We start from the raw sequence: 15,096 nt of genomic DNA, 5'->3' as shown, positions 1-15,096 counted from the left end.
CCGGTACCGTCGGGGCAGGCCAACACGGCTCGGCGGAAGGGGGCTTGGCGGTGGGCGTCGAGAGCGATCAACTGGTGTTCGACTACTTGAGCCGGGTCGGCGACCTGGCGCAGACCGCCCTGCCCGCCGCCCAGCGGATGCGGTTGGTCGCGCGGCTGCGCGGCGACATCGAGCGGGCGCGCCGGGAGGGCGACGACCCCGCCGCGGTGCGCCGGATACTCGACCGGCTCGGCACCCCGGACGAGGTGGTGGACGCGGCCTCCGGGGTGATCTTCGGGACGGCTTTCGGGGCGCCCCCCGGGACCGGTCTCGAGGGACCGTCCGGGGCATTCCCCACGGCGCCTTTCGGCGGGGCCCTCGGCCGCGGCGGGGGCGCTGTGCCGCCGCCCGCGCCCACCGAGCCGCCTGACGGCCGCCACGGGCCGTACGTGAAGCCGCAGGCAGGACCGGCCGACGCGGATCCCGACTGGTGGCGGGTCCCACCCCCCGGCGCCGGCCGGCCCCGCGCCGGCGACGAACTGGCCGGGCTGCCCGGCATGACCGGCGGCGTCACCATCCCGCTCGACGACGGGGGACTCCTCAAGGACGGCCCGCAGCCACTGCGCGGCCGCCCGGCCCCGGTCCCGCCGGCGGAGGCGGCACCCGCCGAATCCGCGGAGGAGGCACCGGCCGCCGCGGCGGCCACCCCCGGCCGCTGGTGGCCCCGGCTGTCCGGCCGCAAGGACACCCCGGCCAGGCGCTGGGGGAGCCCCGCCCTGCTGCTGGCCGCGGCCCTGCTGGTCGCGGGCGCCGTGCTCGGCTCCCTCATACCCATGGGCCTCGGCTGGCTGCTCGGCTACCTCTCCCGCGCCCTCAGCCGCTCACAGGCCAAGTTCGGCATCCTGGGCATCCCCGGCGCCGCCGGCGCCGGCCTGCTGGTCTGGCTCTGGGGACGCGACGCGGGCAAGTGGAGCACCCCCATCGCCGAGGGCCAGGTCGGCCACGCCGCCCTGGACGCCCTCCCGGCCACCATCCGCATCGCCGCGATCGGCTCCGCCCTCTACCTCCTCTGGCGCGCCCGCCACACCGCCTAGCCCGGCGAGGGGCGCGGATGGGTGCCGGGTGGGGGTGGCCGTGGGTGGGTGCCCGGTGCTGTCGGGCGTGGAAGTGCCGTTTGGTGGGTGCCCGGCGGGGTGGGGGGTGCCCTGGAGTGGGTGCCGTGGGGGTGGGGGGGCGGGGTGCCCTTTGGTGGGTGCCGTGGGGCGTTGGGGCGCCGTCCGTCCCCCTTTTTTTGCCGCCGGTTCGCCTCCCACCCGCGTCGGGGTGCCCACGGGTGGGTGCCGTACGGCGTCAGGTGAACGGACCGGCGGACCCGACGGCGCCAGGCTGGGCAACCAGCCCCCCGGGCCCGCGCCCCCTTGGGTGCCCCGACGCCCGACGGCACCCACCAAAGGGGCACCCTCACCCGCCGGGCACCCACCCTCGGGCACCGATCCGCCCGACGGTCCACCGGTAGCCGGCGAGCCGAAGGGCGCGCCGGTGTCGACGGTCGACCGTGCTCACTCCCTCGTACCTCGCTCACTCCGCGCGCTCTCCCTTTCGACACCGGACCCAAGCGCCCGGAGGTGAAGCGGCGGCAAAAAAAGGACACCTGCTTGACCCCTCGGGGGAGAATGTGGGGTGTGACCCACGATCCCGCTCCCCTGACCGTCGGCTTCGATCTTGACATGACGTTGATCGACTCGCGGCCCGGTATCAAGGCCGTGTACGACCGGCTGACAGTGGAGACCGGCGTGTTCATCGACTCGGCGCTCGCGGTGACGCGGCTCGGGCCGCCGTTGGACGTGGAGCTGGCGCACTGGTTTCCGGCCGAGCGGATCGCGGCGGTCGGCAATCGGTACCGGACGCTGTACGCGGACCACGCGATCGCGCCCACGCCCGCGATGCGCGGCGCGGTGGAGGCCGTCGGGACGGTTCGCGCGGCGGGCGGCCGGGCCGTGGTGGTGACGGCGAAGTACGAGTCGAACGCCAGGCTGCACCTGGCGCACGTCGGGATCGACGCCGAGGTGCGCGGCGACCTGTGGGCCGAGGCCAAGGCGGCGGCGCTGCTGGAGTACGGCGCGGCCGTCTACGTGGGCGACCACGTCGGCGACGTACGCGGCGCCCGCGCGGCCGGGGCGCTGTCCGTGGCGGTCGCCACCGGGCCGTGCGACGCGGCCGAGTTGCGGGCGGCCGGCGCCGACGTCGTCCTGGGCGACCTGACCGAGTTCCCCGCCTGGTTCGCCGGCTACAGCTCCGGGGCGGCCTGACCGCCGGCTACAGCTCCGGGGCGGCCTGACCGCCGGCTACAGCTCCGCCGCGGCCTGACCGCCCGCCTCGGGGGCCGGCAGGGCCCGCGCGGCCTGCCGCTGGGAGAGGGCTGACCGCAGCAGCCCGCCGAGCGCCAGCGCGAGTCCCACAGCCATCAGCATCGAGACGAAATAGGCCGGTGTCGGCAGCCGCTTGGTGTGCATCAGCAGCGGCGCGACGGTCGCCAGCGTGCCGGCCGCGCCGACGAGGAACACGATCGCGCCGATCCGCACCAGCAGGTCACCGGCGCCCATGGTTTGTTTGCTCACCGGACAAGGGTAGATCCGTGGCGTGGACGCCGTGGACCGGGATCCGGACCTCGGCGTCTTGTCACACGGCGCCGGGCCATTAGCCTGGTTGCCGGCGGGTCCCCGATGGGCCCGCCGAAAGTGCTGTTTCGATGCGGTTTCGAGCAATGAGGACGAGGTCGGACGTGCCTACCGGCAAGGTCAAGTGGTTCAACAGCGAGAAGGGCTTCGGCTTTCTCTCCCGCGATGACGGCGGCGACGTCTTCGTGCACTCCTCTGTGCTGCCCGAAGGTGTCGCGGCCCTTAAGCCCGGCCAGCGCGTGGAATTCGGTGTCGTCGCAGGCCAGCGCGGCGATCAGGCGCTTTCGGTGACGCTGCTCGACCCCGCTCCCTCGGTTGCCGCGGCCCAGCGCCGCAAGCCCGACGAACTGCTGCCCATCGTGCAGGACCTCACCACGCTGCTGGAAGAGGTCGCGCGTTCGCTCCAGCGCGGCAGGTATCCGGACAAGGCGCACGGCCACAAGATTGCTTCGGTGCTCCGGGTGGTGGCGGACCAGTTGGACGTCTAAACCCTCGGCAGGTGCTCTGCCGGTCATTAGCGGCGCTTTAGCGGAAGCGACTCTTCCGGTAAAGCGCCGCTGTTGAATTGCGGTCGGATTCGGCCCGTTTTCCGGCCGGATCGAAAACAGGACCGAAAACGGCCGGGAAACGCGCCGGGAAAACCGCCCGCGCGGGGGACGGGCGGGAACGCGCGCGGGCGCGGGCGGCGTTGGGAACCGGCTCACAAGGCCAGCGCGTCCTCGGGGAGCGCCGGCACCAGGCCCTCGGCCGCGGCCCGGGTCAGCAGCCCCCGTACGGCCGCGTAACCGTCCGCGCCCAGGTCGGCGGAGAACTCGTTGACGTACAGCGCGATGTGCTGGTCGGCGACCGCCGGGTCCATCTCCTGCGCGTGCGCCAGCACGTACTCCCGGGAGGCGGCCGGGTCGTCCCAGGCCATCCGCACCGACGCGGTGGCCGCGGCGGCGAGCGCGTGCAGCCGCTCCTTGCCCAGCGAGCGCTTGGCGACGATCGCGCCGAGCGGGATCGGCAGCCCGGTCGCGGACTCCCAGTGCTCGCCCATGTCCGCGAGCTTGTGCAGGCCGTAGTTCCGGTACGTGAAGCGGGCCTCGTGGATCACCAGGCCCGCGTCCACCCGCCCGTCCCGTACCGCCGGCATGATCTCGTCGAACGGCAGCACCACGATCCCGCCCACCCCGCCGGGCACCTCGGCGGCGGCCCACAGCCGGAACAGCAGGTACGCGGTGGAGCGCTCGTCCGGCACCGCCACCGTCTTGCCGGTGAGGTCCGCGCCCGCCTCCCGGGTCAGCACCAGTGGACCGCAGCCGCGGCCCAGGGCGCCGCCGCAGGGCAGCAGCGCGTACTCGCCGAGTACCCAGGGCAGCACCGCGTAGGACACCTTCAGCACGTCGAACTCACCGCGCTCGGCCATCCCGTTGGTGATGCCGATGTCGGCGAAGGTCACGTCGACGGGGGGCGCGTCCGGCACCAGGCCGTGCGCCCAGGCGTGGAAGACGAAGGTGTCGTTCGGGCAGGGGGAGTACGCGATCCGCAGCGCGCCGCCGTCGGCCGGGTCAGCGATGTGAGCGATGTCAGCGATGTCAGCCATGTCAGCCATGTCCTGCGTCAACCTCCTCGGCGGGCGGGAGCTTCCCCGGCCCGGTCCCGAACTCCGTCGTGAACTCCGTCCCGAAGCCGTCCAGTACGCCGGGCAGCCGGGCGGACGCCGACGTCAGCGCGGCCAGCGCGGCCCCGATCCGCCAGGCCGCCCGGTCCCGGGGGCCGACCGCGTTGGACACGGCCCGGATCTCCAGCACGGGCAGGCCGGCCGCGGCGGCGGCCTCCGCCACCCCGAAACCCTCCATCGCCTCGGCCACCGCTCCCGGGTGACGCCCGCTCAGCTCCGCGGCGCGCTCGGCGGTACCGGTGACCGTGGAGACGGTCAGCACGGGCCCGTGAACGGCCTCCAGGGCCCCGCAGACGGCCCGGACCAGCTCCGGCGGCGGGAAGTGCGCGGAGGTCCCGAAACCGAGCTCTGCGACCGGCACGAAGCCCTCGGCGGTCTGCGCCCCCAGGTCGGCGGCCACGATAGCGTCGGCGACCGCCACCGAGCCCACCGGCGCGGCAGGGGCGAACCCGCCGCCGATGCCCGCCGACACCACCAGGTCGTACTCCCCGCGGGCGAGCGCGGTCGCGGTCGCGGCGGCAGCGGCGGCCGGGCCGACCCCGCCCGCGATCACGGCGGCCACCGCGCCCGCTGTGCCCGCCGCGGCCAGTCCGGCCGCCACGGCGTCGCGCTCGGCGGCCACCGCGGTCACCACCAGCAGGCGGGCCGTGGTCACTCGCCGCGCAGCAGGGTGAAGGAGATGACCCGGTAGACGTCGTTGCCGGTGGTGCTGCCGGACTCGACGATGTTCAGCGTCACGGACTTCCGGGTCTGGGTCTGGCCGGACTGCGGGTCCTGCACGTTGAAGAGCTGGGCGCTGTCGATCGACCAGTAGGTCTTGTCCTTCAGCAGCTCCGCGGTGGCCAGCGTGGTGTCCTGCACGATCAGCCAGCCCTTGTCGCCGATCCCGGGGTCGACGCCGATCCGCACCTGGTCGCCCACCGGCACGGTGATGTGGTGGGTCGGCTTGGCCTGCAGGCAGGCGATGAAGATCTGCTGCGGCAGCTTCGCGCCTTTGGCGTAGCACTTGCTGCTCGCCTCCGCCGTGACCGTCTTGGAGCCCACGGTCACCGTCGCCTGCGCGGTCGGCTTGTCACAGGCGGTGAGGGCGATCAGCCCCAGGGAGATGGCACCGATAGCGGTGGCGGCGCGGCGAATGCTCATGGGGGGAGGCTACCGGGCGGCCGGCCCCCGCCCGCGCGGGGGTGTGCTGTGTCCCCGGGCGCGGCCACCCGGAGGGGCCTGCGGGTTTGCGCGTCGGGGTGACGGGGCCGGCGGGCCGCCGGTGGCACGCAAGGGTTACGTCGCCGCTCGCCGCTCGCCGCTCTCCCGGACACCCGCTCGGACGCCTGCTTGCCCGGACACCCGCTCGGACGCCTGCCCGCCCGGACGCCTGGCGGTGCGCGCCCCCCCGTACGCGGTCGGTTACGCGACCCGGGCCCTGGCCGTACTGCCCCGGCGGGCCGCGCCCAGCAGGCCGCGTACCGAGACCACGAACGCCAGCAGCACCAGGGACGCGGCCACCGACATGCCCAGCTGGCCGTTGAGCGGCAGGATGATGCCGAGGCCGCCGCCGACCACCCACGACAGCTGCAAAACCGTTTCGGAGCGGGCGAAGGCGGAGGTGCGGACCGTCTCCGGCACGTCGCGCTGGATCAGCGCGTCCAGCGACAGCTTCGACAGCGCCTGCGCGATACCCGCGACCGCCGCGACCGCCGCCACCGTGATCAGCCCGAACCAGCCCGCCGCGACCGTGGCCGCCGACAGCGCCACGATCAGCGCGGTGGCGATGATGATCTCCGGGCCGCGCGCCTTGAGCCAGGCGCCCAGCGCGGTGCCCAGGGCGTTGCCGGCGCCCGCCGCCACCACGGCCACGCTCAGCGACACCGCCGGGCTCAGCCCGCCCAGCGGGTGCTCGCGCAGCATGAACGCCAGGAACATCGTGAGGAACCCCGACAGCGCCCGCAGCCCCGAGTTGCCCTGGAGAGCGTGCAGCACCGAGGAGCCCACGCCCAGCAGCCCCGGCTTGCGGCCGGGGATGCCGGCCGGCTGCGGCGGCGCCTCCTCGTCGGCGGTCAGCCGGGCCTTGGCCTCGCCGCGGGCGGAGTCGACCTTGTGCGGCAGCGACATCGACAGCAGGGTGCCGCACAGGAAGATCACGAAGGCCCCGTACAGCGGCCACTGCGGCCCGATGAAGTGCAGCCCGGCCCCCACCGGCGCCGCCACCGCGGTGGCCAGCAGCCCGGCCAGCGTCACCCGGGAGTTCGCCTTCACCAGCGTCGTACGCCCCGGCAGCAGCCGCGGCACCACCGCGCTGCGTACCACTCCGTACGCCTTGGACGACACCAGGACGCCGAGCGCGGCCGGGTACAGGCCGAGCCCCGCGGTCGAGATCACCCCGGCCATCGTCCAGGCCAGCACCGCGCGGGCGAGCATCGCGGTCGCCATCGCCGCCCGCCGCCCGTGCTGCAGCCGGTCCAGCAGCGGGCCGACCACCGGCGCCAGCACGGCGAACGGCGCCATCGTCACCAGCAGGTAGAGCGCCACCCGGCCGCGGGCCTCACCGGTCGGCACCGAGAAGAAGACGGTGCTGGCCAGCGCCACGGTGACCAGCATGTCGCCGGCCGAGTTCACCGCGTGCAACTCGATCAGTTTCGACAGTCCCGACTCTCCCGCGCCTCCCGCGCGTGTCGTACGCCGGATACGCCGCAATACCCCGCCGAAGACCCGCCCCACGCCGTGCGCGAGGGCGCGCCCCGCCCTGCGTACGGGCCCTGGGCCCGCGGTCACCGTTCTCGCCACGACGCAATCCTGCCCCAATTGGATGGGTGCGCACCCCCTCCTTTGCGGTGGTGGTGCGCACAGGTAGCGTGCGATCACGCAGAATGGTGGCAACAGGTGCGCCCGGGAGACGCTCGGGCAGACCGGGGAAGCTGACCGGGAACACAGGGAACGAAGGCGTCGAAGCGGTCCGCAGGTCCGCTCCGTCACCGTTCCCCGTACCGGTCCGCCCTCCGCGGGCGCACACGTGAGACGGCGTAGAGAGAGAAACGATTTCTGTGAGTCCTGCGATGCGAAGCCGTACCCCTGACCGCCTGTGCGCCGAGGCGGTCGATGTCGCACTGGCCGTGACGCAGGAGGCGGCGGGGCCAGACTCCGTCGGCGCGCACCTGGGGGTGGTCGCGGAGGGCGACCGGGTGGTCACCCACCTTTTCGAGTGCCTCCAGCCCGCCTACCGCGGATGGCAGTGGGCGACCACGCTGACCCGGGCGTCGCGGTCCAAGCACATCACCGTTGACGAGACGGTTCTGCTGCCCGGCCCGGACTCGGTGCTCGGACCGGAATGGGTGCCGTGGAGCGAGCGGCTGCGGCCCGGTGACCTCGGGCCCGGCGACCTGCTGCCGACCGACGCGGACGACCTGCGGCTGGAGCCGGGGTGGGCGGGCGAGCCCGCGCCCTCCGAGGAGGGACTGCCACTGCCGTCCGTCGCGGAGATCGGCTCCGTCGCCGCCGAGCTCGGCATGGGACGGCCCCGGGTGCTGTCCCGTTACGGCCTGCACACGGCCGCGGACCGCTGGGAGGAGCAGTTCGGGCCCAAGACGGCCATGGCGCAGGCGGCGCCCGCCAACTGCAACAGCTGCGGCTTCCTGCTGCCCATCGCGGGCTCGCTCAGTCAGGCGTTCGGGATCTGCGCCAACGAGTTCTCGCCGGCCGACGGGCGCCTGGTCTCGCTCGCCTACGGATGCGGGGGGCACTCCGAGGCGGCCGTCATGCCGAAGCCGCCGGTGCTCTCGCCGATGGTCCTCGACGACGACGCCGACCTCGATGACGGCGCCGACCGCGCCGACGCCGATGCCGCCGGGGCGCCCGAGGACACCTGACGCCGCGCTGCCGCCGTCCCTCCGCCGGCCGCCGCCCGGCCCGGCGGGCCGCCCCGCCCGGTCCGGCCCCGACACGCGGTCCCGCCACCGCCACCGGTGGCGGACGAGGGGCGTGCAGCGGCCGGGCGGGCGCGCGCGGAGGCGCCCGTGCGCCGTGCGGAACCCCGGGCGAGGGAAGGAAGGGGTGCCCGTGGGGCGGGCGGCGGCCGCAGGGCGGTAGCGTCACGCCTGCAGGGGCCCGGTGGGCCCGCGGACGGCGACGGAAAGGTTCGCAAGTGACCCGCGCAGGAGTGGTACGGAACGCCCCGGAGGGCCATGCGGACCCCTTCCGTACGGGAGACCTGCGGCAGGCGGTGCTGAGCGCGTGGGCCGGCTCGGCCGCGCGGTTCCGGGAGGACGCCAACGCCGAGGAGGACCTCGCGCTCGGCGGCTACCGCGACCGGCTGGCCGTCGAACTCGCGCAGAACGCCGCCGACGCGGCGACCCGCGCCGGGGTCCCCGGCCGGCTGCGCCTGACGCTGCACGAGGCCGACGGCGACACCCCGGCGGTCCTCGCCGCCGCGAACACCGGCGCGCCGCTGGACGCCGCCGCCGTGGAGTCGCTGGCCACCCTGCGCGCGTCCGCGAAACGCGACGACGGCCCGGCCGCCGTGGGCCGCTTCGGGGTCGGCTTCGCCGCCGTCCTCGCGGTGACCGACGAACCCGCCGTGCTCAGCCGCTCCGGCGGCGTCCGCTGGTCGCTCGCCGAAGCGCGGGAGCTGAGCGGCGAGGTACCCGGCCTGAAGGACGAGTTGCGCCGCCGGGACGGCCACGTCCCGCTGCTGCGGCTGCCGTTCGCGGCCGACGGCAGCGCGCCCGACCCGTACGACACGGTCGTGGTGCTGCCGCTGCGGGACGGCGCCGCCGAGGACCTGGCCAAGCGCCTGCTGGCCGCCATCGACGACGCGTTGCTGCTGGCGCTGCCCGGCCTGGACGAGGTCGTGGTCGAAACGGCCGAGGGCACCAGGACGTTGACCCGGCGTCAACTCGACGACGGCGACGTGGAGGTGACCGACAGCGCCCAAACCTCCCCCACCCGCTGGCGCGTCGACTCCTCCAGCGGCCCGCTGACACCCGAACTCCTGCACGACCGCCCGGTGGAGGAGCGGCTGCGGCCGGTCTGGTCGGTGACCTGGGCGGTGCCGGTGGACGCCGAGGGCGCGCCGCAGACCCCCACGACGGCCGGCGTCGTGCACGCCCCGACACCCACCGACGAACCGCTCGGGCTGCCCGCGCTGCTGCTCGCCTCCCTCCCGCTCGACCCGACCCGGCGGCACGCCGCCCTCGGCCCGCTCACCGACTTCCTGCTCGACCGCGCCGCCGAGGCGTACGTCCGGCTGCTGGCCGGCTGGCGGCCGGTGGGCACCGGGGTGGTCGACCTGGTGCCGGGACCGCTCGGCAAGGGCGAACTGGACGCGGAACTGCGCCGCCGCGTGCTCGCCGAACTGCCCCGTACCGCCTTCCTGCCGCGCGCCGCCGCGGCGGACGACAAGGAGGCGGCGCCGGTCGCCGACCCGGAGGCGTGGGACGGCGGCGGCCCGCTCGCCGGGGAGAGCCTCGCGCTGCGCCCGGTCGAGGCCGAGGTGGTCGAGGGCGCCACCGCGCAAGCGGTAGGGGTGCTGGCCGAGGTGCTGCCGACGCTGGTCTCCTCCAGCCTCGAACGGCGGCCCGCGCTGCGGCAGTTGGGTGTGGCCCGGCTGACACTGGCTGACGCCGTCGACCGGCTGGCCGGCGCCGAACGCCCCGCCGGCTGGTGGTACCGGCTCTACGAAGCGCTGGCCGGCACCGACTCCGACATCCTCAGCGGCCTGCCGGTGCCGCTCGCCGACGGCCGTACGGTGGTCGGCCCGCGCCAAGTGCTGCTGCCCATAAGGGGCGAGGACGCCGTCGACCCGCTGCTGCTGGCCCGGCTCGGACTGCGGGTCGCGCACGCCGACGCCGCCCACCCGCTGCTGGAGAAGCTGGGCGCCGCCCCCGCCACGCCCCGGGCGGTGCTGACCACCCCGCAGGTGCGGGCCGCCGTCGCCGCCTCGCTGGACGACGACCGCGCCGCCTGGGACGACGAGAGCGGCCTGGACGCCGAGGAACTGGCCGACACCGTACTGGGCCTGGCCAGGTCGGCGGGGCTCGCGCCCGGCGACGAGCCGTGGCTGGCCGGCCTCGCGCTGCCCGACGAGGACGGCGAGCTCGCCCCGGCCGGCGAGCTGATCCTGCCCGGCAGCCCGCTGGAGGAAGTGCTGCGGGAAGGCGAACTCGGCACGGTGGACGCCGAACTGGCCGAGCGGTGGGGCGAACAGCCGCTCACCGCGGTCGGCGTGCTCGCCACCTTCGCGCTGGTCCGCGCCGCCGACGTGGTCCTCGACCCCGACGACCTCGAACCGCGCGACAGCGACTGGGCCGAACCCGACGACGCGGGCCTGCTCGACGCGGTGGACGTGTGGTGCGAGGACGTGCTCGACCAGCTGCCGGAGACCGACGTGCCGCCGGTGGCCACCGAGTTGATCGGCGTACGGGACCTGGACCTGGTGGACGACGACGCCTGGCCGCAGGCGCTGGCGCTGCTGTCCCGGCCGCCGCTGCGGGACGCGGTGACCGCGCCGGTCCGGGTGCTGCTGCCCGACGGCACCACCGAGTCCGTACGCCCCCACGCGGCGTGGTGGCTGCGCGACCACCCGGTGCTGGACGGCCGCCGCCCGGTCGGCCTGCGGGCGGCCGGCGGGGACCGGCTGCTCGCCGGACTCTACGACGAGGCCGAGACCGACGAGGGCGTGGACGAACAGGTGCTGCGGGCCCTCGGGGTTCGTACCACGGTGACCGCGCTGCTGGCGGAACCGGGCGGCGCCGCCGAACTGCTCGGCCGCCTCGCCGACCCCGACCGGTACGTGTCCCCGACCCAACTGCACGGCCTGTACGCGGCGCTGGCCGAACTCGACCCCGAACAGGTCACCCTGCCCGACGACCTGCGGGCCGTCATCGACGGCGAACCCGTCGTCGTGGACGCCGCCCAGGCGCTCGTCGCCGACGCCCCCGACCTGCTGCCGCTGGCCGGGGGCCGCCCGCTGCTGCCCGTACCGCCGCGCCTGGCCGCGGAGTTGGCCGAGCTCTTCCAGGTCCGCAGGCTCAGCGAGGCGGTGGACGCGGCGGTGGTCTCCGAGGGTGAGCCGCACGACGTCCTTCCGGCCGTCCTGGACTTGCTGCCGGGCGCGCCCGCCACGTACGTCGAACACGAGGAGTTGCTGCTCACCGGTGAGGTCGAGGTGGACTGGCGCTGGACGGGCGGCGTCCTGCACGCCTCCACCGTCGAGGGCGTCGCCGCCGGACTGACCTGGGCGGCCGGCCGCTGGGAGCGCCGCTTCGAACTCGCCGCGCTCCTGGAGGACCCCTCCCGCACGCAGGAACTGGCCCAGGCCCGCTGGTTCGACTGACCCCGCACCCTTTGCGCCGGGCGGCGCGTGACCGGACGGTCCGGGGTGCCTTCGCGCCTGCCGGCGCCCGGCCGGGTGCCGGCACGCCGTTGCGCCGGGCGGCGCCCGGCCGAGGGGGTGGGGAAACCGCGCGGTGGCCGGGGGCGGCAGGGGAGCCCGTCTGGGCCGGTGGCGGTCTTCGCGAGCGCGGTGGGCCGGTCGCGCGGTTCCCCGCGCCCCTGAGGGACGGCGTCCACCTTCCGGAGCCGGGAGGGCTCCCCAGGCCGTGGGCGGTGCCCTACAGGGGCCGCGGGGGCCTGCACGCCCAGCCCACCAGCAGCCGGCCGCTGAGAACCGACCGCAAGGGGCTGCCACCCAGGGGCGCCGGGAACTGCGCGGTCGGTCAGGTGCCTGCCGGTGGGGCTCGGTGGGTGGCCCCGGCGGCAGGGCGCACCGCGCAGGGGAGGGGGCGGGCCGGGAGCTATTCCGCCGGGGGGCGGTGGGCCTCGGCCGCCTCCGCCGTGTGGCGGCGGATCGCGTCGCGGCGGGTGCGGACGTACCACAGGCCGAGCAGACCGCAGCTGCTGCCGGCCAGGCAGGTCCAGATGAACCAGGTGTGGCCGTGGTCGGAGTACCAGCCGTAGAACGGCAGCTGCACCAGGAAGAGCACGAACCAGGCGATCACGCCGACCGTGATCGTCGCGACGTCGTTGGCCTCCATCGGCTCCGGCGCCTCGCGCAGGGGGACCCGCTGCTTGCTGCTCATGCCGACATCGTAGGCGGGCGGCCCCGCCGGCAGGCAGGGCGGGCGCGGAAGCCGCCGCGAGGAACCGCGGAGGCGGGCGGGCGGGCGGCCGCGACGAGCGCCGTCGCCTACCTGACGCCGGCGCCCGGCCTGCTCCGAGGGTCCGCGTCGGTGCCGGCGCCGGTGCCCGGGTCCGCGTCCGGGCCGGTACGGACGGCGCCGGCCCCGTAGAAGCGCTCGGTCTCCTCGGCGGCGGCCTTGAACCGCTCGTCGAAGTCATCGCGGACGAGCGCCTGGAGCACGTAGTCCTGGGCGGTCGTCCCGCGTGCGGCGGCACGGGCGTGGATCCGGTCCCACAGTTCTCCGTCGACGCGGAGGCTGAGCACTCTCGATGCCATGGGCCCACCGTCCCCCGAACGCGTGGCCCAGAGGTTGCTTTCGGTAGCAACATCACTCGTATGAGTGATGTTCGTGGGCGTGTCGACGGTTTGCTTAGGATAGGTAATGAGGTAACCTAAGGAACGTGACCGAACTGTCCGAAGACGACCGCGCCGCCCTCAGCGAGCTGCGCGGCGCCGTACTGCGACTCGCCCGCCGGCTGCGCAGCCAGCGTGTCGACGAGACGCTCAGCCCCACCGAGATGTCCGTCCTCAGCACGCTGGCCCGCTGCGGCTCGGCGACCCCCGGCGAGCTGGCCCGCAAGGAACACGTCCAGCCGCCGTCGATGACCCGCATCGTGGCGATGCTGGAGGCCAAGGGGCTGGTCCGCAGGGAGCCGCACCCGGACGACCGCCGCCAGGTCGTGGTCAGCCGCACCGACCAGGCCGCCGCGATCCTCGCGGAGAGCCGCGTCAAGCGGAACGCCTGGCTGGCCGAGCTCGCCGAGGGCCTCAGCGAGGAGGAGCTGGCCGTCGTGCGGCAGGCCGCGCCCGTACTGGAAAGGCTCGCGCACCTGTGACCCGGGGACGCGGGAACCGGGAGGCGGCGCTCGGCGGCGTACGCACGGCGGCGGTGCCGTCGTCGTGCGGAAACGGCGGGGCGGCCGGGCGGCAGGCAGGACGCGGACCCGGCCGCGTGGACGGCGGCAGCGACGACGATGGGGAGGCGAGGACCGATTGAGTCCGGCAGCCGGAACAGGAACCGCAAACCACCCCGGAGGACCCGAACGGCCCGTGAGGAGGACGACGGGCACCTTCAGCGCCTTCAAGATCCGCAACTACCGGCTCTTCGCGACCGGTGCCGTGATATCCAACACCGGCACCTGGATGTCGCGGATCGCCCAGGACTGGCTGGTACTCAGCATCACCGGGTCGTCCTTCGCGGTGGGCATCACCACCGCCCTGCAGTTCCTGCCGATGCTGCTCTTCGGGCTGTACGGCGGCGTCATCGCCGACCGTTACCCCAAACGGCAGATCCTGCTGTGTACCCAGGCCGCTCTCGGCGCCCTCGGCCTGACGCTGGCCGGGCTGACGCTGGGCGGCCTCGTCGAGGTCTGGCAGGTCTACACCATCGCGTTCCTGCTCGGCGTGGTCACCGTCGTCGACAACCCCACCCGGCAGACCTTCGTGGTGGAGATGGTCGGCCCCAAGGTGATGCGCAACGCGGTCTCGCTGAACGCCGCCAACTTCCAGGCCGCCCGGCTGGTCGGCCCCGCCGTCGCGGGCGTGCTGATCACCGCCGTCGGCAGCGGCTACGCCTTCCTGATCAACGGCCTGTCCTTCCTGGCCCCGCTGACCGGCCTGCTGCTGATGAACACCGCCCAGCTGCACACGATCGAACGGGCGCCACGCGGCGGCAAGGGCCAGCTGCGCGAGGGACTGCGCTACGTCGCCGGCCGGCCGGAACTCGTCTGGCCGATCGTGCTCGTCGGATTCGTCGGCACCTTCGGCTTCAACTTCCCGATCTGGCTGTCCGCCTTCGCCAACAAGGTCTTCGACAGCGGCGCCGGCACGTACGGCCTGCTCAACTCGCTGATCGCGGCCGGATCGCTGCTCGGCGCGCTGCTCGCGGCCCGGCGGACCAGGACCCGGCTGCGGATGCTGGTCGCCGCCGCGCTGCTGTTCGGGCTGCTGGAGGCGCTGGCCTCGGTCGCGCCCACCTACTGGCTGTTCGCCCTGCTGCTGGTGCCGATCGGCGTCTTCGGGCTGACCTTCAACACCACCGCGAACGCGAGCGTGCAGCTGGCCACCGACCCGGTGATGCGCGGCCGGGTGATGAGCCTCTACATGATGGTGTTCGTCGGCGGCACCCCGATCGGCGGCCCCGTCATGGGCTGGGTCACCGACACCTACGGTCCCCGGATCGGCTTCCTGTCCGGCGGCCTGATCGCGGCGGCCTCGGCGGTCGGCGTCGGCATGGCGCTGGCCCGCGCGGGCGGCCTGCGGCTGCGGGTGAGCCTGCGGCGTACCGGCGGACGGCCGCTCGTGGCCTTCGTCCCGCGTGACGGGGCCGGCGCGCCCGCCGCGGCTCCCGTCGGTCCCGACGAGGAGACGTCCATACCCGGCGGCCGGGACCGGACCGCCGACGGGACCACCGACGGCCCGGCCGACGGGACCACCACCGGCCCGGCCGGCGGCGACGTCACCCGTACGGGCGGCGGACCGGCCGGCGCACGGGACGGCGGGGGCCCGGAGGGCGGGGACGACGCCGGCCGCTCCAGGAACCTCACCGCGGCCGGATGAGCGGTCGCCGCCTGGCCCGGGGGCTCCCCGGCCCGGAGGCCCGGGTC

At 74.9% G+C, this 15,096-nt stretch carries 14 protein-coding genes; 7 read left to right on the top strand and 7 right to left on the bottom strand.

Translation table 11 applies throughout. From position 1 onward, the window contains the following. Window positions 1–50: 50 nt before the first annotated feature. Entirely contained in the window at window positions 51–1,073 is a 1,023-nt protein-coding gene (locus tag RLT57_RS11020) for a hypothetical protein (RefSeq protein ID WP_311297203.1), read from the top strand. 588 nt (window positions 1,074–1,661) lie between these two features. Continuing rightward, a complete protein-coding gene (locus RLT57_RS11015; RefSeq protein ID WP_311297202.1) occupies window positions 1,662–2,288 on the top strand; it encodes an HAD family hydrolase in 627 nt (208 codons plus the stop codon). Window positions 2,289–2,324: 36 nt separating this feature from the next. On the opposite strand, the gene RLT57_RS11010 is transcribed toward RLT57_RS11015, so the two are convergent. After that, a complete protein-coding gene (locus RLT57_RS11010; RefSeq protein ID WP_311297201.1) occupies window positions 2,325–2,597 on the bottom strand; it encodes a hypothetical protein in 273 nt (90 codons plus the stop codon). Between the two features lie 164 nt (window positions 2,598–2,761). Here RLT57_RS11010 and RLT57_RS11005 point away from each other — a divergent pair, with 164 nt between their 5' ends. Next, window positions 2,762–3,145, top strand: coding sequence for a cold-shock protein (locus RLT57_RS11005; RefSeq protein WP_311297200.1), 384 nt, complete (start codon window positions 2,762–2,764; stop codon window positions 3,143–3,145). A 212-nt stretch (window positions 3,146–3,357) separates the two neighbouring features. Here the strand turns inward: RLT57_RS11005 and RLT57_RS11000 are convergent, their stop codons facing one another. From RLT57_RS11000 to RLT57_RS10985, 4 genes are all read right to left on the bottom strand, one after another. Next, complete coding sequence (locus RLT57_RS11000; RefSeq protein ID WP_311297199.1) at window positions 3,358–4,242, bottom strand: 1,4-dihydroxy-6-naphthoate synthase; 885 nt, start codon at window positions 4,240–4,242, stop codon at window positions 3,358–3,360. Between the two features lies 1 nt (window position 4,243). Continuing rightward, window positions 4,244–4,975: a futalosine hydrolase gene (locus tag RLT57_RS10995; RefSeq protein WP_311297198.1), complete on the bottom strand. Its 732-nt coding sequence runs from the start codon at window positions 4,973–4,975 to the stop codon at window positions 4,244–4,246. After that, window positions 4,972–5,463: a hypothetical protein gene (locus tag RLT57_RS10990; RefSeq protein WP_311297197.1), complete on the bottom strand. Its 492-nt coding sequence runs from the start codon at window positions 5,461–5,463 to the stop codon at window positions 4,972–4,974. The genes RLT57_RS10995 and RLT57_RS10990 overlap by 4 nt, the downstream gene beginning before the upstream one ends. A 261-nt stretch (window positions 5,464–5,724) precedes the next feature. After that, window positions 5,725–7,119, bottom strand: coding sequence for an MFS transporter (locus RLT57_RS10985; protein WP_399128452.1), 1,395 nt, complete (start codon window positions 7,117–7,119; stop codon window positions 5,725–5,727). A 251-nt stretch (window positions 7,120–7,370) separates the two neighbouring features. Between RLT57_RS10985 and RLT57_RS10980 the strand changes: the two genes are divergently transcribed. Further along, the gene (locus RLT57_RS10980; protein WP_311297195.1) at window positions 7,371–8,180 is read left to right on the top strand and encodes a DUF3027 domain-containing protein; all 810 of its coding nucleotides are present in this window, start codon (window positions 7,371–7,373) and stop codon (window positions 8,178–8,180) included. A 275-nt stretch (window positions 8,181–8,455) separates the two neighbouring features. Continuing rightward, complete coding sequence (locus RLT57_RS10975; RefSeq protein WP_311297194.1) at window positions 8,456–11,644, top strand: sacsin N-terminal ATP-binding-like domain-containing protein; 3,189 nt, start codon at window positions 8,456–8,458, stop codon at window positions 11,642–11,644. A gap of 460 nt (window positions 11,645–12,104) precedes the next feature. Here RLT57_RS10975 and RLT57_RS10970 read toward each other — a convergent pair whose 3' ends face one another. Together RLT57_RS10970 and RLT57_RS10965 are read right to left on the bottom strand one after the other, a co-directional pair. Further along, on the bottom strand, window positions 12,105–12,389 hold the full coding sequence (locus RLT57_RS10970) for a DUF2530 domain-containing protein (protein WP_311297193.1): 285 nt from the start codon (window positions 12,387–12,389) through the stop codon (window positions 12,105–12,107). A 107-nt stretch (window positions 12,390–12,496) separates the two neighbouring features. Beyond that, a complete protein-coding gene (locus tag RLT57_RS10965; RefSeq protein ID WP_311297192.1) occupies window positions 12,497–12,766 on the bottom strand; it encodes a hypothetical protein in 270 nt (89 codons plus the stop codon). A 125-nt stretch (window positions 12,767–12,891) separates the two neighbouring features. Between RLT57_RS10965 and RLT57_RS10960 the strand changes: the two genes are divergently transcribed. Together RLT57_RS10960 and RLT57_RS10955 are read left to right on the top strand one after the other, a co-directional pair. Then, on the top strand, window positions 12,892–13,326 hold the full coding sequence (locus tag RLT57_RS10960) for a MarR family winged helix-turn-helix transcriptional regulator (RefSeq protein WP_311297191.1): 435 nt from the start codon (window positions 12,892–12,894) through the stop codon (window positions 13,324–13,326). A gap of 214 nt (window positions 13,327–13,540) precedes the next feature. Beyond that, the gene (locus RLT57_RS10955; RefSeq protein ID WP_311297190.1) at window positions 13,541–15,049 is read left to right on the top strand and encodes an MFS transporter; all 1,509 of its coding nucleotides are present in this window, start codon (window positions 13,541–13,543) and stop codon (window positions 15,047–15,049) included. Window positions 15,050–15,096 lie beyond the last annotated feature (47 nt).

Source organism: Streptomyces sp. ITFR-21 (assembly GCF_031844685.1).
In the GTDB taxonomy this organism is placed as follows: Bacteria; Actinomycetota; Actinomycetes; order Streptomycetales; family Streptomycetaceae; genus Actinacidiphila.
This window is presented reverse-complemented; position numbering and strand designations above follow the sequence as displayed.

Coding starts and splice junctions, on each gene's coding strand:
- RLT57_RS10980 (WP_311297195.1), top strand. CDS start 7,371: ATGCGAAGCCGTACCCCTGACCGCCTGTGCGCCGAGGCGGTCGATGTC.
- RLT57_RS11000 (WP_311297199.1), bottom strand. CDS start 4,242: ATGGCTGACATCGCTGACATCGCTCACATCGCTGACCCGGCCGACGGC.
- RLT57_RS10970 (WP_311297193.1), bottom strand. CDS start 12,389: ATGAGCAGCAAGCAGCGGGTCCCCCTGCGCGAGGCGCCGGAGCCGATG.
- RLT57_RS10990 (WP_311297197.1), bottom strand. CDS start 5,463: ATGAGCATTCGCCGCGCCGCCACCGCTATCGGTGCCATCTCCCTGGGG.
- RLT57_RS10965 (WP_311297192.1), bottom strand. CDS start 12,766: ATGGCATCGAGAGTGCTCAGCCTCCGCGTCGACGGAGAACTGTGGGAC.